Genomic DNA, 24,068 nt, shown 5'->3' with positions numbered 1-24,068 from the left:
GCACACAGAAACAACCAACATAGCGCAGGAAATCCCCAGTCGCAATTCTGCGACTGGGGATTTCCTTATGCCGGGCGAGGTGCTGCCACTACGCCTGGGAGAAGCGCAGGGTCACCAGCTCGAAGGGGCCGAGCGCCAGTTCCACCGAGCCGTCCTCGGTGGTGGTCACCCCCGTGCGCCCGGCGGACAGGGGCCGCTCCAGCAGATCGCAGGCCGTCACCCGCGCGAAGGCGAATCCGGGCGTCAGGCTCAGCGGTGCGCGCCCGCCGTGCGCCTCGTGGAAGCGCACCACCACGTCGCCGCTCGCGTCGTCGGCGAGCTTGACCGCGCTGAGGACCACGGCCTCGTTGTCCACGGCCACCAGCGGGGCCACCCCCGCCGTGCCCTCGGTCTCCCGCACGGGCAGGTTGATGTGCCAGCCCTCGCGTACCGCGTCCCCGATCCCGGCGCCGGGAAGCAGGGCGTAGCGGAAGCGGTGCACCCCCTGGTCGGTGTGCGGGTCGGGGAACCGGGGCGCGCGCAGCAGCGAAAGGCGCACGGTCGTGGTCGTGCCGCCCGCCGCCGAGGTGTCCTCGCGGGTGGCGCGCGCGCCGCGGGTGACGTCGTGCCCGTAGGTGGAGTCGGTCACCAGCGCGGCGCCCCAGCCCGGCTCCTCCAGGTGGAGGAATCGGTGGTTGCAGGCCTCGAACTTGGCGGCGTCCCAGCTGGTGTTGGTGTGGGTGGGCCGGTAGAAGTGGCCGAACTGGGTCTCGGAGGCGTACCGGTCGGTGTGCAGGTCGAGGGGGAAGGCCGCCTTGAGGAACTTCTCCGTCTCGTGCCAGTCGACCTCGGTGTCCACGTCGAGCCGCTTGGCCCCGGCGGCCAGGGTGAGTACCTGCGTGGCGGACGAGGCACCGAAGGAGCGGGTGACCCGGACCGAGGCCGTGGCGGGCCGCCCGGCGCGCGCCGGCTCCTCGGTCAGCGCGACCTCGTCGGCGTCGGTGAGGTCGGTGACGGTGTTGCGGTAGAACGCGTCCACGTCCCAGGCGTCCCACATGTTCGGGAAGTCGGGGTGGAGCTGGAGGAGGTTGGCTGCCTGCCCGGGGGCGACGGCTTCCCTGCGGGCGGCCAGGTCGTAGGCGGAGACGACGAGTCCGCGCTCGTCGATCTCCACCCGCAGCAGCCCGTTGTCGAGGGTGAAGCCGCCGCCCTCGCGGGCGGTGGCGGCCACGGTGCCCTCGGGGACGGTGAGCGGGGCCGCGCCGCCTGCGGGCACGCCGCCGCGGGCGTGCGGGGAGGCGTTGAAGGCGACACGGGTGCCCTGGCCCGCGCCGCCTTGCGTGAGGGCACGCTGTGCGGCGTCGATGAGGTCGGTCAGTTCCGCGGCGACCCGCGCGTAGGTCTCCTCCGCCTCGCGGTGCACCCAGGCGATGGAGGAGCCCGGCAGGATGTCGTGGAACTGGTGCAGCAGCACCGTCTTCCACAGCCGGTCGAGCTGGTCGTACGGGTAGGGGTGTCCCGCGCGCACGGCGGCGGTGGCCGCCCACAGCTCGGCCTCGCGCAGCAGGTGTTCGCTGCGGCGGTTGCCCTGCTTGGTACCGGCCTGGCTGGTGAGGGTGGCCCGGTGCAGCTCCAGGTACAGCTCGCCCGCCCACACCGGCGGGTCGGGGTACTCGGCCTCGGCCTTGGCGAAGAAGGCGGCGGGGCTCTCCCACTCGACGGTGGCCGAGCCCTCCAGGTTCCGCATCCGCGCGGCCTTGGCGACCATCTCGCGGGTGGTACCGCCACCGCCGTCGCCCCAGCCCGTGGGTGCCAGCGAGCGGGTGGCGCGCCCCTTGTCCTTGAAGTTGCGGGCCGCGTGAGCGATCTCCGAGCCCTTCATGGAGCAGTTGTAGGTGTCCACGGGCGGGAAGTGGGTGAAGATCCGGGTGCCGTCGATACCCTCCCAGTTGAACGTGTGGTGCGGGAAGGAGTTGATCTGGCTCCAGGAGATCTTCTGGGTGAGCAGCCACTTGGCGCCCGCCGCCTTGATGATCTGCGGAAGACCCGCGGCGAATCCGAAGGTGTCGGGCAGCCACGCCTCGTTGTTCTCGACGCCGAACTCGTCCAGGAAGAACCGCTTCCCGTGCACGAACTGGCGGGCCATCGCCTCGGAGCCGGGCATGTTGGTGTCGGACTCGACCCACATGCCGCCGGCCGGGACGAAGCGGCCCTCGGCGACGGCCTCCTTGACCTTCGCGTAGACCTCGGGCCTGTGTTCCTTGATCCAGGCGTACTGCTGAGCCTGCGACATGGCGTAGACGAAGTCCGGCTCGTCCTCCAGCAGTGCCGTCATGTTGGAGGTGGTACGCGCCACCTTGCGCACCGTCTCGCGCAGCGGCCACAGCCAGGCCGAGTCGATGTGCGCGTGGCCGACGGCGGTGATGCGGTGCGCCGAGGCGCGGGCGGGGGCGCTGAGGACGTCGGTGAGGCAGGCGCGTGCCGCGGCGGCGGAGCCCGGGACGTCCTGCAGGTCGAGGGCGTCCAGCGCGCGGTCGAGCGCGCGCAGGATCTCCCAGCGCCGGGCGCCGTCGGCGGGCAGCTCCCGCATCAGCTCGTCCAGCACCTCCAGGTCCATCACCAGGTTCCAGACGTCTTCCTCGAAGACGGCCAGGTCCATGCGGGCCAGCCGGTACTGGGGCTCGCTGCCCGCGGTGTCCTTGTCACCCAGGTCGGTGGGCAGGAAGGGGTGGTAGTCGAGGATCACCGGGTTGGAGGCGGCCTCGATGTGCAGGTCGACCGGCTCGCCGCCCGCCGCGCTCTCGGCGACGCGCACCCACTGGTTGCGCGGGTTGAGCCCCTTCACCGGCGAGCCGTCGGGGCGGTAGACCAGTCCCTCGCACTGGAAGCCCGGCATGTTCTCGTCGAAGCCCAGGTCGAGGACGGCCTCGACGGTGCGGCCCGCCCAGTCGGCCGGCACGCTGCCGGTCACCCGGAACCAGCTGGTGCCCCAGGGCGCGCCCCACCTGTCCCCCACGGCGACCGGGGAGTGCGGCGCCGCCAGCCCCTCGGCGACCGGGACCGGCTCGCCCGGCGCGTGCCAGACCGTCACCTGGAGCGGGACACAGGAGGAGTGGACGGCGGGGCGGATGCGTTCGTCGAGGACCCGCTTGAGGCGGCCTTCGGTCAGTGCGCGGTCGTCGTGCATGAGTGCTGCTCTCCGTAGGGGTTTCCGGTCGGGCTTACCAAAGGTGGCTGGTGGAGGCGGAGGAGGACGAGTGGGTGTACAGCTCCCCGACGGTGTGCAGGGTGAAGCGGGCGGCCTTCTCACCCTGTTCGGGGCTCAGCCCTGGTACGAAGAAGGCGTGCTGGCAGGTGGCGCCGAGGAAGCGCCGGGTGCCGTCGGGCAGCACGCGGTGCAGCGCGTAGTGGCGTACCCGGCCCGGGGCGGGCTGCCAGGCCAGGCGCAGCGCGCTGGTGCCGTCGCCGTCCGGTGCCGCGTCGGTGACGCGCAGCGCGCGGGGCGGTGCGTCAGGCGCCTGGTGCCCGTCGCGCACGGCGAGGGCGCCCAGCCGCCAGCTGGTCGCGGGAGCGGGAGCGCCGGTTGGTCCGTCGACGGGGGTGATGCGTACGCCCAGCGTCCTGACGGTGTGTTTGCCGGGTGCGGGCAGGTGGGGGCCGAGGCGTACGGTCGCGGTGACCCAGCCTGCGCCATCGGGCCTGGCGGTGCCCGCGGGCAGGTAGGTGAAGGGCACCGGAGCGCCCGGGCGGTCGGGTTCCGCGAGGGCGACGGCCAGTTCGACGCTGACGTCCGCCGAACCTTCCGCGGCGCGGTGGGTGAGCGAGACGGTGGTGTGCGGGCCGACGGGCAGCCGGGTGGAGTACAGCTCGATCGTCACCGGTGCGTCGAGCCGGCCCGCGGCCAGCAGGCTGCTGCCGCCGTGCCAGGCGTCGGCGAAGTCGAAGGAGACCTCCGGCCGGGTGCCTGTGGTGGTCAGCGCCCAGCGCCGGGCGGGCAGCCGGTCCTGGAGCCCGAGGTGGTTCCACTGCGCGTCGGAGGTCGCCCGGCCCTCCTCGTACCACCGCAGTCCGTGACCGGTGTTGAAGGTGGTGGCGAAGGGAACGGCGTCGATGGTGGAGCGGTCGGCGACCACGGCCGCCGGTGCCCGCCAGCCACCGCCCGGGCGACCCGGCAGTGCGGGGTCGAGTGACGTGCCGGTCCAGAACCTGTCGTCGGCGGCGTGGAAGCGCTCGGGGGTACGTTCCTTCTCCCCGAGGTGGGTGAGGGTCCACTCGGGCCGGTAGAAGCCGTAGCTGACGGTGTGGGGCTTGCCGGTGGGGACGAGGGCGTCCCAGTCGACGTCGGTGTTCCAGCCGTCCTGCTCGACGTCGACGCCCGCCTGGAGCGCGTAGCGGTCGCGGCCGAGGTCTTCGGCGAACCGGCCGGAGGAGGCGAGGCTGTCCGGGGTCCACCTGAAGTCGAGGAACATCGCGTCGCTGACCTTGCCCCGCGCGTCGTGGAAGAAGTCGCGGTTGGCCTCGTTCAGCGCGCCCTGCCAGCCCACCTCGCCCTCGCGGGTGAGCGCGTCGTACCAGGTGAGACGCAGGCCGTGGCGGTCGCAGAGGGCTCGCATCCGGCGCAGGAAGCCGTGCATGTGTCCGGCGAGTGCGGCGTCGCCCCCCTCGGTCTCGGCGTTGACGAACCAGCCGTCGAAACCGTGGGCCACGGCCACCTGGGCCAGCCGGTCCGCCAGCGGGTAGCCGCCCGAGGCGTCCCGCTGCACGAGGTCGCGGGTCCAGCGCAGCGTTCCGCCGTGTCCGACGGGCGGCAGGAAGACGGTGCCGAGGACGGGCACTCCGTTGCGGTGCGCGGCGTCCACGACCGGGGCGTTGGGCGCGAGGATCAGCCCCTCCCCCGCCGAGCCTCCCCAGAAGACCAGCTCGTCCAGGTACGCCCACTGGGTGAGGGCGTAGTAGTCGGCGCTGCCGCCGCCCTGCGCCGGGTTGCCCGCTGTGTGGTCGAAGGCGACCAGCGCGCTGATGCGGGCCTGCCCCGACCTCGCCGAGGTGTTGGCGGCGACGGGCGTGAAGCGCCGGGCCAGGGGGACGGAAGCCCTGTTGAAGGGCAGGTCCGCGTCCTCCTCGGGGCGCCAGTCCTTCAGGCTCCGCCACACGACGCCCTCGCCGGGTGAGCCCGAGGGGAGCGCGTCGGGGAACCAGTAGGAGGCGTGGGGCTGTCCTGCCTGTCCGGCTCCGCTGCCCGCGCCGGAGGCACGGGCGGAGGGGGCGCGTCCTGAGGCGGGCACGGTGAGCGGGCCGAGGAGGGCGGCGGCGGCCGTGGTGGCCGAGCCGAGGACGGTGCGGCGCCTCATGTCTGCTCCTCGATGGTTTGTGCGGCGGCCTGCTCGACGGTGACCAGGTCGGTGATGCCCCGGGCGGTCAGGTGTGCGGTGTCGCGGGACCGTTCGGCCAGCACCACGGCGGGGCGCACCCCCGCGGCGGTCAGCCGGGCGAACGCCTCGAAGAAGGGGCCGCCGGGTGCGCACACGGACCTGCCGGGCCGGGCACCGTCCCCGTCGCCGCTCCCTTGCGGCCCTTCGGGATGCTTCCCCTCTAGACCTTCGGGATGCGCGTCGAGCACGAGGGCTGTGGTGCGCGGTGCGGGCGGACGCGGGGCCGCCCGGTACTCCCGTACGGCGTCGGCCAGCGCGCGCGCCGCGGGCTTGGGCTGCTGGTCCTCGGTGAACAGGCCGAGGGAGTACTCGAGTTCGGGGAAGTCGGCGAGGCCGCGGGGGACGTCGTGGGAGCACCACCAGGTGACCCCCCACACGTCTTGGCAGTCGAGTGCCGCGTCGACGGTGGCGCGGGTGAAGGCGGCGGCGTGCTCGGCGGGGACGTGCGGTGCGGGTGCGCCCACCTCCTGGAGCCAGACGGCCCTGCGCGGCTCTTCGGCCCACGCCTTGGACAGCTCGATCAGGTAGGCGGCGTGGTGTTCGGTGGCGGTCCCCGCGTGGCCGTGCCGCTGCGCGGTGCCGTTGAAGACCCAGGAGTGGACGGCGGTCGCGGCGCCGAGGCGGGCCGCGTGCGCCGGGGTGAAGGGGTGCCCGTCCAGGTACCAGGCCGCGTCGTACTCGGCGTGCAGGTGCCACTTGTCGGGTGCGCCCTCGCGGCAGGCCTCCAGCATGCGCCGCAGCCAGTGTTCGGCCTGGTCCTGGCTGATGCGGTCGGGGTCGGGGTGCGGGTCTCCGGAGAACTGGTTGATCTCGTTGCCCACCGTCATGCCGAGGAAGTGGGGCCGGTCGGCGAGGGCGGCGGCGAGGGTGCGCAGGTAGGTGGCCTCGCCCTCGACGACGTCCGGGTCGGTGAAGAGGTTGCGGCGGTGCCAGGTCCCGGTCCACGCGGGCAGGAAGTCGAAGCTGGACAGGTGGCCCTGCAGCCCGTCCACGTTGACGTCGAGGCCGCGCTCGCCGGCGGCGTCGACGAGCCGCACCAACTGCTCGACGGCGCGGGGCCGCACGAGGGTGCGGTTGGGCTGGAAGAGCGGCCACAGGGGGAAGACGCGGATGTGGTCGAGGCCGAGGGAGGCGATGGAGTCGAGGTCGGTGCGCACCGCGTCCAGGTCGAAGTCGAGCCAGTGGTGGAACCAGTCGCGGGAGGGGGTGTAGTTGACTCCGAAGCGCGGAGCGGCCGAGGGCGTGGGGGCGGACGTGTGCGTCATCGTGTGGTGGTGTTCCCGGAGGTAGGGGGCGGCATTGTCGCGGTGCGGGTGTCTCAGCCCTTGACGGCGCCCTCACCGACGCCGCGGAAGAAGTAGCGCTGGAGACAGGCGAACATGACGATCAGCGGCAGTACGGCGATGATGGTGCCGGCCGCCACGAGCCGCTGGTCGTCGGCGAAGGTGCCGTGCAGATAGTTGAGGCCCACGGTGAGGGTGAAGTTGGCGGGGTCGCTGAGCACGATCAGGGGCCACAGGAAGTCGTCCCACGCGGCCATGAAGGCGAAGATCGCCACGACGGCCAGCGTGCCCTTGACGGAGGGCAGCGCGATCCGCACGAACCGCTGCCAGACGTTGGCGCCGTCCACGAGGGCGGCTTCCTCCACCTCGAACGGCAGGTGGGAGAACGCGTTGCGCATCAGCAGCACGTTCATGGCACCTACGGCGCCGGGCAGCAGCACCCCGAGCAGGGTGTTGTTGAGGTGGAGCGCCCGCGCCATGGTGAACTGGGCGATGATGATGCTCTCGAGCGGGACGAGCATCGCCATCACGAAGACGACCACGGCGACCCCGCGTCCGCGGAAGCGGAGCCGGGCGAGCGCGTAGCCCGCCAGGGACGCGCCGACGAGGTTGGTCGCCACGCTGCCGACGGCCACCGCGAGCGAGTTGAGCGCGTAGTCCCACACCGGGATGATCTCGGCGACGCCCGCGTAGTTGTCGAGGGTGGCGTCGGAGGGCAGCAGCTTGGGCGGGTAGCTGTAGATGTCCTCGCCCGGCCCCTTGAGCGAGGTGGACAGCTGCCACAGGAAGGGGCCGACCATGACGGCGAACACGACCAGCAGCAGCAGGTAGCGCAGCGCGGTCTGCCACCCGGGGGGCCGTCTGCCGTCCTCCCCCGCCGGCCCGCGGAGCCGGCGGGGGCCGGGGCTGCCTGAGCGGCGCCCTCCTTCGCGGCCCGCCTGCTCGGTGTCCACTCCGGTGCGCGGCGCCGGATGCGCGGTGACGGCTCCCATTACGCGTCCTCCTTCCGGTTGGCCCGCAGCACCAGCAGCATCAGGCCGAGCGTGATGACGAAGACGACGACGGAGAGCGCCGAGGCGTACCCCACGCGTCCGTTGAGTCCGGTACCGACCTGCTGGACGAGCTGCACCAGCGTGGTGTCCTCGCCCGCGGGGCCGCCGTTCTCCCCCGCGAGGAGGTAGACCTCGGAGAAGACCTTGAAGGCGCTGACCGAGGAGAGCGCGCCGACCAGCACCATGGTGCTGCGCAGGGCGGGGACGGTGACGCTGAGGAAGCGGCGTACGGGCCCCGCGCCGTCGACGGCGGCGGCCTCGTGGAGCTCCCTGGGCACGTTGTTCAGCACCGCCAGGTAAATGATCATGTAGTAGCCGAGGCCCTTCCAGACCGTCAGCAGCATCGCGCTCAGCAGGATCAGCGTCGAATCGCTGAGGAAGCCCACCGGGCTCGCGCCCAGCGCTTCGAGGATGCCGTTGACCAGCCCGCGGTCGTCCAGCATCCAGGACCAGATCAGGCCCACGACCACCACGGAGGCGACGACGGGTGTGTAGAAAGCCGCGCGGAAGAAGGCGATACCGGGGATGTGCCGCCTCACGAGCATCGCGAGCAGCAGCGGCAGCAGCACCAGCAGCGGCACGGTCACCAGCACGTACAGGCAGCTGTTGCCGAGCCCCGTCCAGAACATCTCGTCGTGCAGGAGCCGGCGGAAGTTGGCGAGCCCGACGAAGGAGCCCGGCACCAGCGTCCGGTTGTCCGTGAAGGAGTTGCCCACGGTCAGGAGGAAGGGGGCGAGGCTGAAGGCGGTGACGGCCAGCAGACCGGGCGCGAGGAACAGCCACGGGCTGGCGGGCAGGTGTCTGCGCACGCGCCGGGGCGCCGCCTTGGGCGCTGTCCCCGGGGGTGCGGTGGTGGCTGACGTCATTCCGGTTCCTGGTCCTTTTCCTGGTCCTTCGATCGGCTCGGCTCAACGCGTCGCGCCCCGGTCCACGCCTGTGCGCCGCGGCGGCGGCGCGGTTCCACGCCCGGCCGCCGTGCGGCCGGGCCCCGCGCCTCAGCCGAGTTGCAGCAGGCGGTTGCATTCCTCGGCGGCGCGGCGCAGCGCCTTCTCGGGCGACTCGTCACCGCGCAGCGCCCGGGTGACGGCGTTCTGCAGGACCGTCTTCATGTCGTCGCTCAACAGCACCGGGGTGTAGTTGACGGCCTTCTCCAGCGACTTGGCGGAGGCGACACGCACCCGCGTCTTGTCCGTGCCGTCCTGCTCGGTGAAGAACTCCTCGTCCAGCGCGCCCTTGGTGCTGGGGAAGACGGTGGTCTCGTGGGCGAACGCCATCTGGTTCTCGGCGTTGGTCACGAAGTGCGCGAAGGCGACGGACGTGGCCTTGTTGTCACCCGCCGCGTTGACCATCAGGCCCTGCACGTACATGTTGGGGTGCCCGGTGTTGTTCGGCGCGTCGGTGATACCGATGTGCTTGTAGAGACTCGGTGCGTCCTTCTTGAACTTGTCCAGGTCCAGGGCGCTGCCGGGGTTCATCGCCACGGACTGCTGCATGAACTTCCGCCCGGCCTGCTCGGGCGTGGAGGTGAACGCCTGCGAGTCCAGGGCACCGGCCCGGTAGAGCTTTCTGTAGCGCTTCAGCAGTTCGACGCCCTTGGGCTCGTCGAAGGTGAAGGCGGTGCCCGAGGAGTTCATCACCCGCACGCCGTAGCGTCCGAAGTCCTCGATGGTGGGTACGTTGGCCAACGTCGCGATCTTCCCGCCGCTGCGCTCGGCCATGGTCAGCGCGGCGTCGAAGAGTTCGTCGTAGGTCCGCGGCGGATCGTCCGGGTCGAGGCCTGCCTTGGCGAAGAGGCGCTTGTTGTAGAAGAGCGGCCCGGTGTTGAGGTACCAGGGGAAGGCGTAGGTGCCCTTCATACCCGGTATCTTCGTGCTCTTCCACGCGGCCGGCAGGTACTCGTCCCGGTACCGCGGGGCCGCGCTGTCGAGGTCGAGCGCCAGGTGGGCCTTCGCCAGCGGGGCGGCGAGATCGGGTGAGACGTTTACGACGTCGGGCAGGGTGCCGCCGGCGGCATCCGCGCTGATCTTGTCCGCGTAGCCCTCCGCGGGCTGGTCGACCCACTTCACGTGCGTGCCCGGATACTTCTGCTCGAACTTGTCGATCAGTTTCTCGAAGTAGCCCCGGTAGGCGGCCCGCAGGCTCCAGGTCTGGAAAGTGATCGTCCCGCGCACCTCGCCCTCGGCGCTCGTGGTGTCCACGTTCTGTGTCCCCACGGTGCACGCGGAGAGGGCGAGGGCCCCCACGAGGGCGAGGGCGGCTGCGCGGGAACTGCGCACGGCTTCGCGGGACTTGCGCACGACGAACAGCTCTCCTTCGAGCAGGACGGGAACACGCCGCGGAGCGGCCGCCGTCCGGCAGACGAGCGGACAGGGGACTCCCGGCGAGACGGCGCTGACATCGATGTCAGGCGTCGGCGCCGGGGAATAAGCTGCATTGCCGCGACGGGAAAGTCAATAGCTCCCCGTAAAGGCGTCCTTCGTCTTACCGCGGTCCGTACCAGGGCTCTGGGCGGCTCTTGCGCCCGAGAGCTAATGCGCTTTAGTTTGTGACGGCTCAAGCGGTTTAGCTGTGACCTCGGGTGCCGTCCGCCGGGAAGGGGGCCGGCCCCCGGGTGCGTGGCGGGACCGGGCGTGCGGTGGGCCCGGCCGGCGGCCCGCGCAGGGCAGCGGTCGGCCCAGGGCTCCAGCCCGTGTTGCGCAGCGGCCGGACCCCGGTGGCGGTCGGGCCGCGAACAGCAGGGCGTCGGCGGCGAGCTGCGGGCAGTGGGCGATTGCTGCCAGGATTGCCACCGCAAGCCGCCGGGACCGCGGACGCCGTCGCAGGAAGGCTGCCGGGACGACCGGGGCGGCCGGAGAACCGGGACGAGGCGAGACGAGGGGCGGGCTGACGTGGATTCCGTGGACGCGGTGCACTCGGAAGGAGCCGTCGAGGCGGAGAGCGCGGACGAGACGGCGGCAGCGGCGAACCGTACGCGGGAGGCCGAACCCGAAAGCGGGCCGAGCGAGAGCGGGCCGAGCGAGAGCGGCCCGAGCGGGGCCGGGCCGAGTAGCACGGGCGAAGCGCCGGAAGTGACGGGAGACACGGAAGCTACGGGAGCCGCGGGAACGACGGGAGCGGGCGGCGCCTTGGAGGTGCCGGCGCAGCGGCGTCGTCCGACCATCAAGGACATCGCCCGGCGGTCCGGCGTGTCCGAGAGCGCCGTCTCGTTCGCCCTCAACGGCCGCCCGGGTGTGTCGGAAACCACGCGTGCACGGGTGCGCCGGGTGGCCGAGCAGGTCGGTTGGCGGCCCAGCACCGCCGCCCGGGCGCTGTCCGGAGAGGGCGCGGCCACCATCGGCCTGGTGCTGGCACGCCCCGCGCGCATGCTCGGGGTCGAGTCGTTCTTCCTCCAGCTCATCTCCGGCGTCCAGCAGGTACTCGCACAGCGCAGGCTCGGCCTGCTCTTCCAGGTCGTGGAGGACGTGACGGCCGAGTGCGCGATGTACCGCCACTGGTGGGCCGAGCACCGCGTCGACGGTGTGCTGTTGGTCGACCCGCGCTCGGCGGATCCGCGGCCCGGGATCCTGGAGTCGCTGGGGCTGCCCGCCGTCGCCATCGGAGGCACCGAGACCAGGCCCCGGCTCTCCGCCGTCTCCGCAGACGACGCGGGAGCCATGACGTCGGTCGTCTCCCACCTGTACGAGTTGGGACACCGCGACATCGTCCACGTCGCGGGGCTTGCCGCCCTGGCGCACACCGAACGCCGGATCGCCTCGTTGCGGGCCGAGGCCGGACGGCGTGGCCTGCCGCGTGCCAGGTCCCTGACGACCGACTACTCGGATGCCGAGGGCGCGGCGATGACCCGGCGGCTGCTCGACGAGGACGCGCCGCCGACCGCCGTCATCTACGACAACGACGTGATGGCCGCCGCGGGCGTGGCCGCCGCGGCCGAGCGGGGTCTGTCGGTCCCGGGTGACCTGTCCATCGTCTCCTGGGAGGACTCGGTGCTCTGCCGCATGGTGCACCCGTGGCTGACCGCGCTGGCCCGCGACCCGGTCGCCTTCGGGCGCGGCGCCGCGCAGGAACTGACCCGTCTCCTGGACGGCTCGCCCTCCCGCACCGTCGGGGTGCCGCTGCCCGAACTGCTGGTACGGGAGAGCACCGCGGCACCGAAGGGCCAGGCCGTCTCGCCCCGGCGCGGCCGCGGCTTCTCGGACGGGGTCACGGACAGGGGTTCGGGCTCGGAGTCGGATTCGGCTTGACCCTCACGCCGCGTGAGGCCGAAGAGTGAGGTCCATGAGCGACCACTACGACGCGTTCGAGATGAGCCCCGTACCCACTCCAGGACCGGAGGCCGTTCCTCCGGAGCCGTTCCGCGGCATCTACGGCATGCCCGCCTTCGCGACCATCCCCACGGACGACTTGGCGGCGTCGACGGACTTCTGGACCCGTGGGCTCGGCTTCGTCGATCTGTTCAGCATCCCCGGGGAGGTCGTGCATCTGCGCCGGTGGGCGTTCCAGGATGTCCTCCTCGTCCCGGCGACGGGCGTCCCGGAACAGCCGGCGGGATTGAGCCTGAGTTTCGCGTGCGTGCTCGACCAGGTCGATTCCGTCGTCGAGGCCTGCCGTGCGTTGCGCCAGGGCTCGGTGGAAGGCCCGCGGGACACCCCCTGGAACACCCGCGACATCGTGGTGACCACACCGGAGAACGCACGGATCGTCTTCACCGCGGCGAAGCCCTTCGACCCGTCCAGCCAGGAGGCCCGCAATCTCGCAACCGTCGGGATCAAGCCACCGGGCACCGGTCGCGGCGACAATGACAGGCATGCCTGATACCACTGACGTCGACGGCCTGACCGTCGGTCAGGTCTCGGCGCGCCTGGGCGTGACGGTCCGCGCGCTGCACCACTGGGACGAGATCGGCCTGGCACGGCCCTCGCTGCGCACGGCCGCCGGGTACCGGCTCTACACGACCGCCGACCTGGAACGCCTCCACCGCATCGTCGTCTACCGCGAGATCGGTCTCGGCCTGGACCGGATCCGGGCCGTGCTGGAGGACTCGGCGGACGTGCCCGGTGCGCTGCGCGCGCAGCGCGCCCAGGTCGCCGAACGGATCGAACGCCTCCAGCGGCTCAGCGCCGGACTGGAGCGGATGATCGACGCCCACGAGCGCGGCCTGCTGCTCACCGCCGAGGAGCAGGCCGCGATCTTCGGCCCGCGGTGGGACCCGGACTGGCCTGCCCAAGCCCGTGAGCGCTACGGAGACACGGCCCAGTGGCGGCAGTACGCCGAACGCTCGGCGTCCCGTGGCCCGGCGGAATGGCAGGCCGTCGCCGACGACGTCGCCGGCCTCGACCGCGCCCTCGGGGAAGCGATGGACGCCAGCGTCACACCCGGCAGCCCGGAGGCGCATCACCTCGTCGAGCGGCACCGGGAGGTTTTCGCCTCCTACTTTCCGCTGACCAGGCAGATGCAGGTCTGTCTCGGCCGCATGTACGAGTCCGATCCGGGGTTCGCCGCCCACTACGACGGCATCCGCAGCGGCCTCGCCGGGTGGTTCCGTCGGCTCATCGACGCCGACGCGCGTGCCCACGGCATCGACCCGGACACCGCGACCTGGGAGTAGAACGCGGGGACCAGCCCGTGGGGCCGTCCCGTGGGAGCGTCCTCGCGCAGTCCGCGAGGTGCCGGGGCCGGGTCGGCTTCACGGCCGGCCGCGGCCTTCCGCCGCGTCGAACGCGGGTGCCAGGGGAGCCATCGCCGCGCGCAGCAGATCGGGCAGCGAGCCGGAGGGTACGACCAGACCTTTGGCCCCGAGGCTCTCCGCGGGCCCGCCGGCCCCGGCAGCCCCAGCGGCCCCGTCGGCTCCACTCGCCCCCGGGGCCCCCGCCGACGACCTGAGCCAGCCCTCCAGCGCGATGCGCACCGCCGCGGCGACGCTCGCCGCGAGGACGCGAGCCGTCTGTGCTCCGGCGTCAGTGAGACGTTCGGCGACCACCACCGTGAGAGGGGGCTCGATCTCTGCGGCGGCGTCGAGGAACGCGTCGCGCAGCGCGGTCCCGGTGGCGATCGGCAACAGCGCCTCGCGCTCGCGCTCACCTGGGTTCGTGTACTGCTCGATCACCGCCTCGCTGACGGCGTCGGCCAGACGCGTCCCGGCGGGCCGCGCCGCGACCGCCGCCGCGATCCGCGTCTCCCGGTCCGCGGTGACGGCGGCGACGATCGCCTGCTCGCGGCTGGCGAAGTAGTTGTTGTAGGTGCGGGGTGAGACCCCGGCCGCTTCCGCGATGTCCTCGACCCGCACTCGGTCGGGCCCGTGCTCCACGGCCAGGCGCAGAGCCGCCTCCCGCAGCGCTTCCCGCGTGGCTCGCTTCTTCCTCTCCCGCAGGCCTGGGGGTGGTGTCGTCACAGGCGTCAGCGTTCCACATGCAGATGCGTGCCCGCAAACTTGCGCACACGCGAACCTGCGTAGGCGCAAACTTGCGTGCCCGCAATTTTCTTGTCAGGCTCGACGCACTCAGGAGCGGCAGCCTCGCCCGGGGAGCGACGGCGGCAGCCTCGACCACCCCCGGGCGGCGGCGACCTCGCCCCGCCCGGAAGCGACAGGAGAGAACAGCAGATGCGAGCAAGAGGAATGACGTACGACACCGGACTCGTCGTGCACGGCCAGCTGTCCCGCGAGCGCTTCGAGCCGGAGGTCGTCCGGCGTGAACTCGCCGTCATCCGCGACGATCTGCATTGCGACGCGGTCCAGATCATCGGCGGCGATCCGGACCGGCTCGAGCTGGCTGCCGACGCCGCCGCCGAGCTCGGCCTGGAGGTCTGGTTCTCGCCCTACCCACTGGAGCTGGATCCCGACCGCATCCTCACGCTCTTCAGCGACTGCGCCGAGCGGGCGGAACGGCTCCGGCTCAAGGGCGCCACGGTCGTGTTCGTCGCGGGGGTGGAGCTGAGCGTGATGAACCGCGGGTTCCTGCCCGGCGAGAGCCCGGAGGACCGGGTCGGGCAGCTCATGCGACGACCCGAGCGGCGGCCCGAAGCCCTGCGCGAACTGGGCGTGCGCATGAACGCCTTCCTCCGCGACGCCGCCGCCACGGTGCGCGAGCGTTTCGGTGGCGGACTGACCTACGCCGCCATCCAGTTCGAGCAGGTCGACTGGACTCCCTTCGATTTCACGACGTACGAGCTGATCCGCTCCGCCGAGATCGCCGACGGCTTCCGCGACGCGGTGCGCACCCTGGCCGGCGGCCCGAAACCGCTCGCCCTCACCGGCTTCGGCACAGCGGCCTACCGCGGCGCGGGAGACAGGGGCGGGCGGGTGCTGGAGGTGGTCGAGTACGACCCGGACACCAGGGTCCCGGTACGGCTCAACGACGTGTACGAGCGCGACGAGGCCGGCCAGGCCGCCTACCTGAGCGAGCTGCTGGAGATCTTCGACACCGAGGGCGTGGACAGCTCCTTCGTGTTCCTGTTCGCCCTCGCCGACTACCCGCACCGCCCCGACGGCGACCCCAGGGACGATCTGGACCGGGCAAGTCTGGGCATCGTCAAACCCCTCGAAGGACGCCGGGGCCACACCTACCCCGACATGGAGTGGGAACCCAAGGAGGCCTTCGCGGCGGTGGCCCGGCGGTATCGAAGGTGACAGGCAGCATGCCCTGACCTGTAGCGCCGCAGCTGGCGCGCGATCGACGATCCCGGGCCGGTGACGACGGTGCTAGTGTCGCCAGATGCCACGGACGGACAGGGCATCACGGGTGATGCGGGCGCCAGTTGGACACGTCTGGGCCGCTCTGGTGGACCCCGACGCGCTGACGGCCTGGCTCCCTCCAGCCGGAATGGTCGGCAGATTCGAGCGCTTCGACGCCCGGCCTGGCGGGTCCTACCGGATGGTGCTGACCTATACCGACGCGTCCGGCGCGCCCGGCAAGGCCACCGCGGACTCCGATGTCGTCGAGGCTCGCTTCGTCGACATCGTTCCCGGACGGCGGGTCGTGCAGGCGGTGGACTTCGTCTCGGACGACCCCGCCCACGCCGGCACCATGACGATGACCTGGGAGGTCACCGCGGTCGATGCCGGGACGCGCGTGGATGTCGTGGCACAGGACGTTCCCGACGGCGTCTCCGCCGAGGACCACGCCGCTGGGCTCGCCTCATCCCTGTCGAACCTCGCCGCCTACGCGGAGCGTTAGCCGCCGCCCGGAGCGTTGGCCGCCCCTCGGGGCGGCGTCCGACAGGCGGGACACCCGGCGCGTCGCCGGCCTCCGCACAGGGCCCCGGGCCGCCCCCCCAACGCCTCGGGACCAGGCGTTTCGCGGCTCAAGCCCCCGGATACCCGAGGACCCGTACATGCCGTGTGAGTGCCGAGCCGTAAGCATCAGCTTCGGCCAGGCCACAACGCCGCGGACCCGGCCAGGACCGCGGCGTGACCCACTCCCGACGGATGGTCCTCGCGTCATGCCTGAGCCACACGAACCCCCGCAGGAACCGCAGGAACCCTACGGGCCGCGCGAACCGCACGACCCCGTACGGCCGTCGCATCCGGACCCCACGCCGCCCAACCCGGGTCCAGGTCCTGGCCCGCCCGCCCCGGAACCGGGCCCCGCCCCGGGGCCCGCGCCTCCGCCGGGGCCGGACCCGGTACCGCCGAAGCCACCGCCGCCGGGCCCCGACCCGGTACCGCCGCATCCGCAACCGCCCACTCCCGGGCCCGAACCCGGCCCGGCTCCCGATCCGGTGCCTCCCCTCCAGCCGCAGCCCGACACCGGCGCATCCGACACCGCCGGATCCGGCAGCGGCGGATCCGGCAGCGGCGGATCCGGCACCGGCGGCCCCCGCACCGGCGGCGCCGGCGCCGGCGGCTCCGTCCGCGCTGTGGCGCCGAAGTCGCCGCACCGGTCCCGGCCGGACAGGGGCGAAGGATCAGATGCAGGCGAGGGAAATGAGGGACCTTTGCGGTGAACTTTTCACTCCGTGCGCACATCCAACTCTGTGAACGACGCAAGAAGCGCCCTGCACAGAACAGAGATGGGACGGACCGCATGACTGAGCACAGCACCAGCACCGCACGGGGGCGCGTGGCCAGGCGCGTCGCGGGGGCGGGCCTGGCACTCCTCGCGACCGCGGGTGTCGGGATCGCCGGGGCCGGATCGGCACAGGCGGCGGAGGCGCGGAGCACCACACCGACCTGCACCACCTCGGGGCTGACCGCCTCGTTCGGGCAGAAGCTGGGTGGCGGGATGAACCACGAGGGGGTGGTTCTCAAGCTGACGAACACCAGCGGTCACGACTGCGCGCTGCGCGGATACGCCGGGCTGGGCCTGGAGGACTCCGAGCACCGGACGCTGAGTTCCACCGCGGAGTGGGGCAACACCTGGTACGCGCAGGACCCCGGTAAGGAGACGCTCACGCTCGACGACGGCGAGAGCGCGGAGGCCGTCGTGTCGTGGACGCACGCCAACACCGGCACCTCCGAGGCCCGTCACGCCTCCTACCTCCAGGTCACACCGCCCGCCAACACCGCCCACAAGACGCTTCAGCTCCCGGCGTGGGTGGACAACGGCCGCCTCCAGGTGACGGCGTTCTCGCCGCACGCCGAACTCAACGGCTGACGCGGGGCGGGCCCGGCGAGGCCTGCCAGCAGACGGAGAGGGCGCACCCGGGCGGGTGCGCCCTCTTCGGCGTTCCCGGATGACGTGTCCGGGGCGTGAAAAAGCCGTCCCGGCAGCCACGGGGGAAGCTGCCGGGACGGCTCTTCACACCCTACGGGTCCTCCGTGGCGGTGAGCATCCCTTGGACACAACCCGGCCATGCCCTGGACACAGGAGGACACTGCGCGGGCATGTCACCCCCACGGCACCCCAGAAGCCACAGAGACCACAGCAGCCACGGGGGCCACAGGCATCACTCCTCACACAGAAGTCACACCAATGTATTGACGTCCATTCACTGGGCCCTCAGCATGAATACATTCATGCAGTCCGGCGAAGGGAAGGTGCGACGCAATGGCCGGTGTGGTGGAGCGGCGCTCGATCGATGTCGTCCCGGATGCGGAGCGGTACGGCACGGCCTTCAGTCAGTTCACGCTCTGGCTGGGCGCCAACCTCCAGATCACCGCGGTCGTGACGGGCGCCCTCGCCGTCGTCTTCGGCGCACAGGCGTTCTGGGCGATACTCGGCCTGCTGATCGGCAACCTGCTGGGCGGCGCGGTGATGGCTCTGCACTCCGCGCAGGGGCCGCGTCTGGGACTGCCGCAGATGATCTCCAGCCGCGCCCAGTTCGGAGTCCGGGGCGCGGCGGTGCCCCTCGCGCTCGTCATCGTGATGTACATCGGCTTCTTCGCCAGCGGCAGCGTCCTGGCAGGCCAGGCGGTCGGCGAGCTGACGCACCTCGGGGAGACCCCCGGCATCGTCCTGTTCGCGGTCATCACCGCCGTGGCCGCCGCCGTCGGGTACCGGGTGATCCACGCGCTCGGCAGGATCGCGGGCCTGGTGTGCGCGATCACCTTCGTCTACCTGGGCATACGGCTGCTCCAGCGCGCCGAGCTGACCGACCTGCTGGCCGATCGCACCTTCTCGTTCCCGCTCTTCCTGCTGGCCGTCTCCCTGGCGGCCTCCTGGCAGCTGGCCTTCGGCCCGTACGTCGCCGACTACTCGCGCTACCTGCCGCGTTCCACCTCGGCGCGGGCCACGTTCTGGTGGACGCTCGGCGGTTCGGCGCTGGGGTCGCAGTGGTCCATGACGTTCGGGGCGCTGGCCGCGGCGGCGGCCGGGTCCGGCTTCGTCGGCAACGAGGTGGGCTACGTGGTGGGGCTGGGCGGGACCGGCCTGATCGTCTCGTTCCTGTACTTCGTCATCGCGCTGGGCAAGCTGACCATCAACGTCCTCAACACCTACGGCGGCTTCATGTCCGTGGTGACGGGCGTCAGCGGTTTCCGCGGCCAACAGCGGCTGGGGCCGCGCGCCCGGGCCTGCTACATCGCCGGAATCATGATCGCGGGCACGGCGGTGGCGCTGATCGGGAAGGACAGCTTCCTGACGTCGTTCAAGGACTTCCTGCTCTTCCTGCTCACCGCGTTCACGCCCTGGTCGGCCATCAACCTCGTCGACTACTACGTGATCGCCAAGGAGCGCTACGACCTGCCCGCGCTCAGCGATCCGCACGGCCGCTACGGCGCCTGGCGGTGGAAGGCCCTGACCGTCTACGCCGTCGGGCTCGTCGCGCAGTTCCCCTTCCTCGCCACCCACTTCTACACCGGGCCGCTGGTGGAACCGCTCGGCGGCGCCGACATCTCCTGGCTCGTCGGCCTGGCCGTCCCCGCCGTCCTCTACTGGCTGGTGACCCGCAAGGACACCGGCCACATACCGGAGCGCACCATTCTGGCCGTTCCCGCACCGGAGTCGGCCGACCGGCAGGAGACGGCACAACCGGCCGGGTGACGGCCGCGGGGCCCGGGCACAGTGCGGCGCCCGGGCCCGGCGCCGCTCACGGGCGCCCGGTGCCCGGCGCCCCGTGCCCGGTGCCCGTCACGGCATACCCCCCGTTCACCGTTATGGTTTAACCTTCAACCAGTGTCGCCGCAGCCCACCCGACGCCCCGGGCGCCGGCTCCGCGGCGGCCGTACGGACGACACCGAGGGAATGGGAGACACCACCGTGAGCACCCCGACGAAGCTCGCCGTCATCTACTACTCGGCCACCGGCACCATCGCCGAGATCGCCAAGGAGATCGCGCGCACGGCAGAGCAGGCCGGCGCCGAGGTCCGGCTGCGCCGAGCCGCCGAGCTCGCCCCGCAGGAGGCCATCGACTCCAACCCGGCGTGGGCCGCGAACGCCGCCGCCACCGCCGGCACACCTCTCGCCACCCCGGACGACATGGTGTGGGCCGACGCCGTGATCTTCGGCACGCCGACCCGCTACGGCAACGTCGCCTCGCAGCTGAAGCAGTTCATCGACACGCTCGGCGGCCTGTGGGCCGAGGGCAAGCTGGCCGACAAGGTCTACAGCGGCTTCACCTCGTCCGCCACCAGCCACGGCGGCCAGGAGTCCACCCTGCTGGCCCTCTACAACACGGTGCACCACTTCGGCGGCATCCTCGTCGCCCCCGGTTACACGGACCCGGCCAAGTTCGGTGACGGCAACCCCTACGGCACCTCCCACGTCGACGCGCAGGGCAACAACCCGGTCGACGACACCACCCGCACCGCCGCCCGCATCCAGGCCGAGCGCGTCGTGAAGGTCGCCACCGCCCTGAACTCCGGCGGCGTCACCAACTGACCTTCCGGCACCGCCCGCCGCTACGGGCGCCGACCCGTGGTGGGGCCCGAAGCGGCCGTTCCGGGCCCCCACCGTGCGGGGCCCGGAACGGCCGCTTCGGGGCGGTGGTCGCACGGGGCGCGGTCGGCGCGTCCCGGCTCCACCGCCCGGTGCGCTCAGGCGTCGACAGCCGCGGGTTCGGCGGTGGCGGGGGTCGGCGAGACGCCGGACCCGCTGCGACGGGCGGCCGGGATCGCGGCGGCGACGGCCGCGGCGACCAGCGCGACACCGCACCCGATCAGCAGCCCGGTGCGGAACCCGCTCTCCGAGGTGAAGGTGTAGCCGCCCTTGGTGAGGGTCATCTGGGCGAGGACGACGCCGACCACGGCGGCGCCGATCGACGTACCGAGAGAGCGCATGAGGGTGTTGAACCCGTTGGCGGCCGCCGTCTCGGACTGCGGGACCGAGCCCATGATCAGGGCCGGCATCGATCCGTACGCCAGCCCGACCCCGCTGTTGACCACGATCATGACGACCATCAGCCCCCAGGCCGTGCCCATCAGCGGGAGCGAGAGTCCGTAGCCGAGGGCGATGACCAGGACGCCGCTGATCAGCGTCGTCTTGGGGCCGCGGGCGTTGGTGAGCATGCCGCCGAGCGGCGAGACGAGCATCATCATGATGCCGCCTGGCGCCATCCACAGACCGGCGGCGAGCATCGACTGACCCAGCCCGTACCCGGTGGCCTCGGGGAACTGCAGCAGCTGGGGGATGACCAGCATGCTCGCGTACATGCCGAAGCCGACGAAGATCGAGGCGACGTTGGTGAACAGCACGCGCGGGCGGGCGGTGGTGCGCAGGTCGATCAGCGGGTCGTGCGTGCGCACCTCCCAGACGCCCCAGCCGACGAGGACCACGGCCGCGGCGGCGAACAGCCCCAGCGTGGTGCCGGAGGTCCAGCCCCAGTCGCCGCCCTTGGAGACGGCCAGCAGCAGGCAGACGAGGCCGACGGCGAGCCCCAGCGCCCCGGGGCCGTCGAACCGCTGCCCCCTGGCGGCGGCGGGCACCTCGGGGATGAAGAACCAGAGCAGGACGCCGACGAGCGCCGCCATGCCAGCGGCGCCCCAGAACAGGACGCGCCAGTCGGCGTACTGCGCGATCGCGGCGGCGATCGGCAGGCCCAGACCGCCGCCGATCCCCATGGAGGCGCTGACCAGGGCGATGGAGGAGCTGAGCTTCTCCTGGGGAACCACGTCGCGCAGCAGGGCGATACCCAGCGGCACCATGCCCATGCCCATCCCCTGGAGGCACCGGCCGACGATCATCGGCACCACCGTCGACGACAGGGCGCACACCACGGAGCCGGCCATCAGCGGCACGGCACACACCAGCAGCATGCGGCGCTTGCCGACCATGTCACCGAGGCGGCCGAAGACGGGCACGCAGACGGCACCCACCACCAGCGTGGCCGTGATCACCCAGGCGGCGTTCGACGCGCTGGTGTCGAGAATCTTCGGCAGCTCCGCGATCAGCGGGGTGACCAGCGTCTGCATGATCGCTGCCGTGATGCCCGCGAACGCGAGCGTGGCAACCACGCCGCCCGCGCGGGCTGAGGGCTTGGTGGCCTCCATGCCGGAACTCCTCGATGTCTGACCGAACATTGGTATGCATCGTACATGCAATGTGGCCCATGCATCCCCTGTGCCCCATACACAGCTGTGAGAGAATGCCGTCGGGCAGCCGACGCCGCCGGGCGCCCATGGCTCGCAGGGAAAGCAGGAGGCAGCACGGCACATGAGCAACCGCAGCCACGAAGTCGAGTACGAACAGATGCTGCTGAGCCGCCACGGGCTGTGGCAGCACAAGGGCGGCCGCGGCAAGGACGGGCCCATGGAGCGGAGCGCCTACATCCTGCTCAGCCGGATCCGCGTCCAGGGCCCGATGTCCATCGGCGAACTCAGCGACGCCTTCGGTCTCGACACCTCCACGCTCAACCGCCAGACGGCAGCGGCGATGCGCTCAGGACTGGTCGAGCGGATCCCCGACCCGGCGGGCGGCATGGCACGCAAGTTCCAGATCACCGACAAGGGCGCCCGCATGCTCGACGAGAAGCGGGACTACTTCGTGCAGGCCCTCGACAAGGTGATGGCCGACTGGTCGGACGACGACATCGCCCACTTCGCCTCCTACCTCAGGCGTTTCAACAGCGACATCGAACGCATCGAGGGCCGCCCCTGGCCCCGCCCCGGGACCGACGGCCCCTGAGCCCTGACGGCGCCCCACCCGGCGCAGCGCCCCGCCAGCCCGCCTGAAAGGAGAACCCGAGGTGTCCCAGCAGGCCCTGCCGCCCCTGCCACCCCTTCCCCACCCCCACCCCGTCGCGGCCGTACTGGCCGAGCGAGCGGCGGCGAACAGCCGCCCGGGGGCCCGGCGGGACGGGTACCGGGTGGCGCTGGCCATCGAGGGCGGCGGAATGCGCGGGACCGTCTCCGCCGGCATGGCGCACTGGGTGCAGGAACGGGGTCTGCTGACGGGCCTCGACGCCGTCTACGGTGCCTCGGCCGGGGCGATCTCGGCGGCGTGGCTGGTCAGTTCGCGCCCTGACGGGCTGCGCGGCTGGGCGGACCCGCGCTTCGCCAGAGCCCTGATCCGCAAGCGGAACCTGCTGCTCGGACGCCCCATGGTCGACGTGGAACGGCTGATCGAAGAGGTCTACATCCACGAGTTCCCGCTCGACTACCCCTCGGTGCTGGACGCCCCCGTCGAGCTGCACCCGCTGGCGACGGACCTGCGCACCGGTGAGCCGGTGGACCTGCACGGCGAACTGACGGACGTGACCGCCCTGCGGCTCGCCCTGCGGGCCAGCGCCGCCCTCCCGCTGCTGGCCGGCGGTCCGGTGTCCGTGGGGGCGCGGCACTTCTACGACGCCGGGCTGGCCGAGTCGGTCCCCTACCGCCAGGCCCTGCGGGACGGGGCGACCCACGTGCTGGTCCTGCGCTCCCGGCCGCTGCCTGGTGGCGCCGCGGCACGGGTGGGCCCGTCGCTGGGGTCCAGGCTCGTCGCGGGGCTCGCGTTCCGCCGGCAGACGCCGCAACTCAGGGCCGCCTACCTGGGAAGGACCGCGCGCCTGGCCGACGACGACCGGGCACTCGCCGCCTACGACAAAGGCGCCGCCGACCCGGGCGGGGGGCCCGCCGTCCTCTCCGTCAGGCCGGACGCGGCGGCCCCCGCCGTCAGCCGCCTGGCGACGGACGGCGCCCTGCTCGAAGCGGCCTTCGAGGCCGGTCGGCGGGCCGTGAGCGACCGTATCGCCGCCCTCGTCGGCCCCGACAGCCCACAGACCCGGCCCTCGCCCAGCGCCTGACGGTGGCGCACTGTGCGGGTCGCACGGGCCGGGCGGCGGCAGCCACGGGTGCGCCCCCCGTGTGCCCGATCGGGCCGTGGTGATGACCGAATCGATGTCCGAAGCGGGGCGCGAGGGCGGCTGCTGAGGTTTCGGTGGCGTGCCGGTGCCCGTTCCCGCCCGCACCGTGTTGGCCCGCGACCGTTCCCCCACCTGTCCGATCACACAGCGATCGATGTTCCGTACGATCGGTGTCCTCCGCACGGTGCGTCCCTTTCGTACACACCGTGAAGCCGCAGTGCGCGCCCCGACCCGGCAGTGCTGCCCACGGTTCGCGCAGGGGGCGGACCGGCCTCGCCGGGCATCCGGGGCGTCAGTCGTCAAGTAAAGGACCGCGGAACGAAGATGCAGCTGTCTCCCACGTCCAGGCCGGTCGACTCGCGCGGGGAGCAACTGGCGGCGTTGCGGAGAACTCTCTTCACCGGCCGGGAGGCCGAGCTGCGCGTCTTGCGCGCTCTCATGCTCGACGACCGGCGCGGCTGCTTCGTGGTGTGGCTGCACGGCACGGCGGGCGTCGGAAAGACCGCGCTGCTCCAGCGCTTCGCGGACGAGGCCCGAGGGCACGGCCGCACCTGCCGCACGGTCGACATGCGCTCCACCGAGCCCACCCCCGAGGCGTTCTCGGCGGCGCTCGAGGCGCAGGGCCCGCCAGGCGGCACGGGGGTGCTGTTGGTGGACTCTGCCGAACT

At 72.1% G+C, this 24,068-nt stretch carries 17 protein-coding genes and 2 pseudogenes; 11 read left to right on the top strand and 8 right to left on the bottom strand.

Going from position 1 to position 24,068, the window contains the following annotated elements:
• Positions 1-88 precede the first annotated feature (88 nt).
• From MMF93_RS31130 to MMF93_RS31105, 6 genes are all read right to left on the bottom strand, one after another.
• Positions 89-3,166, bottom strand: a complete 3,078-nt coding sequence (locus tag MMF93_RS31130) for an alpha-mannosidase (RefSeq protein WP_242756500.1) — start codon at positions 3,164-3,166, stop codon at positions 89-91.
• 34 nt (positions 3,167-3,200) lie between these two features.
• Positions 3,201-5,330, bottom strand: a complete 2,130-nt coding sequence (locus MMF93_RS31125) for an endo-beta-N-acetylglucosaminidase (RefSeq protein ID WP_242756499.1) — start codon at positions 5,328-5,330, stop codon at positions 3,201-3,203.
• Positions 5,327-6,676, bottom strand: coding sequence for a glycoside hydrolase 5 family protein (locus tag MMF93_RS31120; RefSeq protein WP_242756498.1), 1,350 nt, complete (start codon positions 6,674-6,676; stop codon positions 5,327-5,329). The genes MMF93_RS31125 and MMF93_RS31120 overlap by 4 nt, the downstream gene beginning before the upstream one ends.
• Positions 6,677-6,729: 53 nt before the next feature.
• Positions 6,730-7,686: a carbohydrate ABC transporter permease gene (locus tag MMF93_RS31115; protein WP_242756497.1), complete on the bottom strand. Its 957-nt coding sequence runs from the start codon at positions 7,684-7,686 to the stop codon at positions 6,730-6,732.
• A complete protein-coding gene (locus MMF93_RS31110; protein ID WP_242756496.1) occupies positions 7,686-8,612 on the bottom strand; it encodes a carbohydrate ABC transporter permease in 927 nt (308 codons plus the stop codon). Before MMF93_RS31110 ends, MMF93_RS31115 begins: the two co-directional genes overlap by 1 nt.
• 129 nt (positions 8,613-8,741) lie before the next feature.
• Positions 8,742-10,022 carry an ABC transporter substrate-binding protein gene (locus tag MMF93_RS31105; RefSeq protein WP_423835646.1) on the bottom strand — a complete coding sequence of 427 codons (1,281 nt, stop codon included), beginning with the start codon at positions 10,020-10,022 and terminating at the stop codon, positions 8,742-8,744.
• Positions 10,023-10,877: 855 nt separating this feature from the next.
• Between MMF93_RS31105 and MMF93_RS31100 the strand changes: the two are divergent.
• The 3 genes and pseudogenes from MMF93_RS31100 to MMF93_RS31090 all read left to right on the top strand — a co-directional run.
• A pseudogene (locus tag MMF93_RS31100) lies at positions 10,878-11,903 on the top strand (LacI family DNA-binding transcriptional regulator); the annotation flags it as partial.
• 118 nt (positions 11,904-12,021) lie between these two features.
• Positions 12,022-12,558, top strand: coding sequence for a VOC family protein (locus MMF93_RS31095; protein WP_242756494.1), 537 nt, complete (start codon positions 12,022-12,024; stop codon positions 12,556-12,558).
• Positions 12,551-13,351, top strand: coding sequence for a MerR family transcriptional regulator (locus MMF93_RS31090; RefSeq protein WP_242756493.1), 801 nt, complete (start codon positions 12,551-12,553; stop codon positions 13,349-13,351). Before MMF93_RS31095 ends, MMF93_RS31090 begins: the two co-directional genes overlap by 8 nt.
• A 78-nt stretch (positions 13,352-13,429) precedes the next feature.
• Here MMF93_RS31090 and MMF93_RS31085 read toward each other — a convergent pair whose 3' ends face one another.
• Positions 13,430-14,134, bottom strand: coding sequence for a TetR/AcrR family transcriptional regulator (locus tag MMF93_RS31085; protein ID WP_242756492.1), 705 nt, complete (start codon positions 14,132-14,134; stop codon positions 13,430-13,432).
• 210 nt (positions 14,135-14,344) lie between these two features.
• Here MMF93_RS31085 and MMF93_RS31080 point away from each other — a divergent pair, with 210 nt between their 5' ends.
• The 5 genes from MMF93_RS31080 (at position 14,345) to wrbA (ending at position 20,000) form a co-directional block, all read left to right on the top strand.
• Complete coding sequence (locus MMF93_RS31080) at positions 14,345-15,370, top strand: hypothetical protein (RefSeq protein ID WP_242756491.1); 1,026 nt, start codon at positions 14,345-14,347, stop codon at positions 15,368-15,370.
• Positions 15,371-15,455: 85 nt separating this feature from the next.
• The gene (locus tag MMF93_RS31075; protein WP_242756490.1) at positions 15,456-15,917 is read left to right on the top strand and encodes an SRPBCC family protein; all 462 of its coding nucleotides are present in this window, start codon (positions 15,456-15,458) and stop codon (positions 15,915-15,917) included.
• Positions 15,918-16,766: 849 nt separating this feature from the next.
• A complete protein-coding gene (locus MMF93_RS31070) occupies positions 16,767-17,336 on the top strand; it encodes a DUF4232 domain-containing protein (RefSeq protein WP_242756489.1) in 570 nt (189 codons plus the stop codon).
• A gap of 393 nt (positions 17,337-17,729) precedes the next feature.
• Positions 17,730-19,163 carry a purine-cytosine permease family protein gene (locus MMF93_RS31065; RefSeq protein WP_242756488.1) on the top strand — a complete coding sequence of 478 codons (1,434 nt, stop codon included), beginning with the start codon at positions 17,730-17,732 and terminating at the stop codon, positions 19,161-19,163.
• Between the two features lie 216 nt (positions 19,164-19,379).
• Positions 19,380-20,000 carry an NAD(P)H:quinone oxidoreductase gene (gene wrbA, locus MMF93_RS31060; RefSeq protein ID WP_242756487.1) on the top strand — a complete coding sequence of 207 codons (621 nt, stop codon included), beginning with the start codon at positions 19,380-19,382 and terminating at the stop codon, positions 19,998-20,000.
• A gap of 155 nt (positions 20,001-20,155) precedes the next feature.
• Here the strand turns inward: wrbA and MMF93_RS31055 are convergent, their stop codons facing one another.
• On the bottom strand, positions 20,156-21,607 hold the full coding sequence (locus tag MMF93_RS31055) for an MFS transporter (protein WP_242756486.1): 1,452 nt from the start codon (positions 21,605-21,607) through the stop codon (positions 20,156-20,158).
• Between the two features lie 163 nt (positions 21,608-21,770).
• On the opposite strand from MMF93_RS31055, the gene MMF93_RS31050 reads away from it, so the two are divergent.
• The 3 genes and pseudogenes from MMF93_RS31050 to MMF93_RS33555 form a co-directional block, all read left to right on the top strand.
• Positions 21,771-22,241: a MarR family winged helix-turn-helix transcriptional regulator gene (locus tag MMF93_RS31050; protein WP_242756485.1), complete on the top strand. Its 471-nt coding sequence runs from the start codon at positions 21,771-21,773 to the stop codon at positions 22,239-22,241.
• A gap of 61 nt (positions 22,242-22,302) precedes the next feature.
• Positions 22,303-23,340, top strand: a complete 1,038-nt coding sequence (locus MMF93_RS31045; RefSeq protein WP_242756484.1) for a patatin-like phospholipase family protein — start codon at positions 22,303-22,305, stop codon at positions 23,338-23,340.
• 384 nt (positions 23,341-23,724) lie between these two features.
• A pseudogene (locus MMF93_RS33555) lies at positions 23,725-23,934 on the top strand (ATP-binding protein); the annotation flags it as partial.
• Positions 23,935-24,068 lie beyond the last annotated feature (134 nt).

It is taken from the genome of Streptomyces tubbatahanensis, assembly GCF_022699385.1.
GTDB lineage: Bacteria > Actinomycetota > Actinomycetes > Streptomycetales > Streptomycetaceae > Streptomyces > Streptomyces diacarni.
The sequence above is the reverse complement of the archived record's forward strand: the minus strand, read 5'-3'. Positions and strand labels throughout refer to the sequence as shown.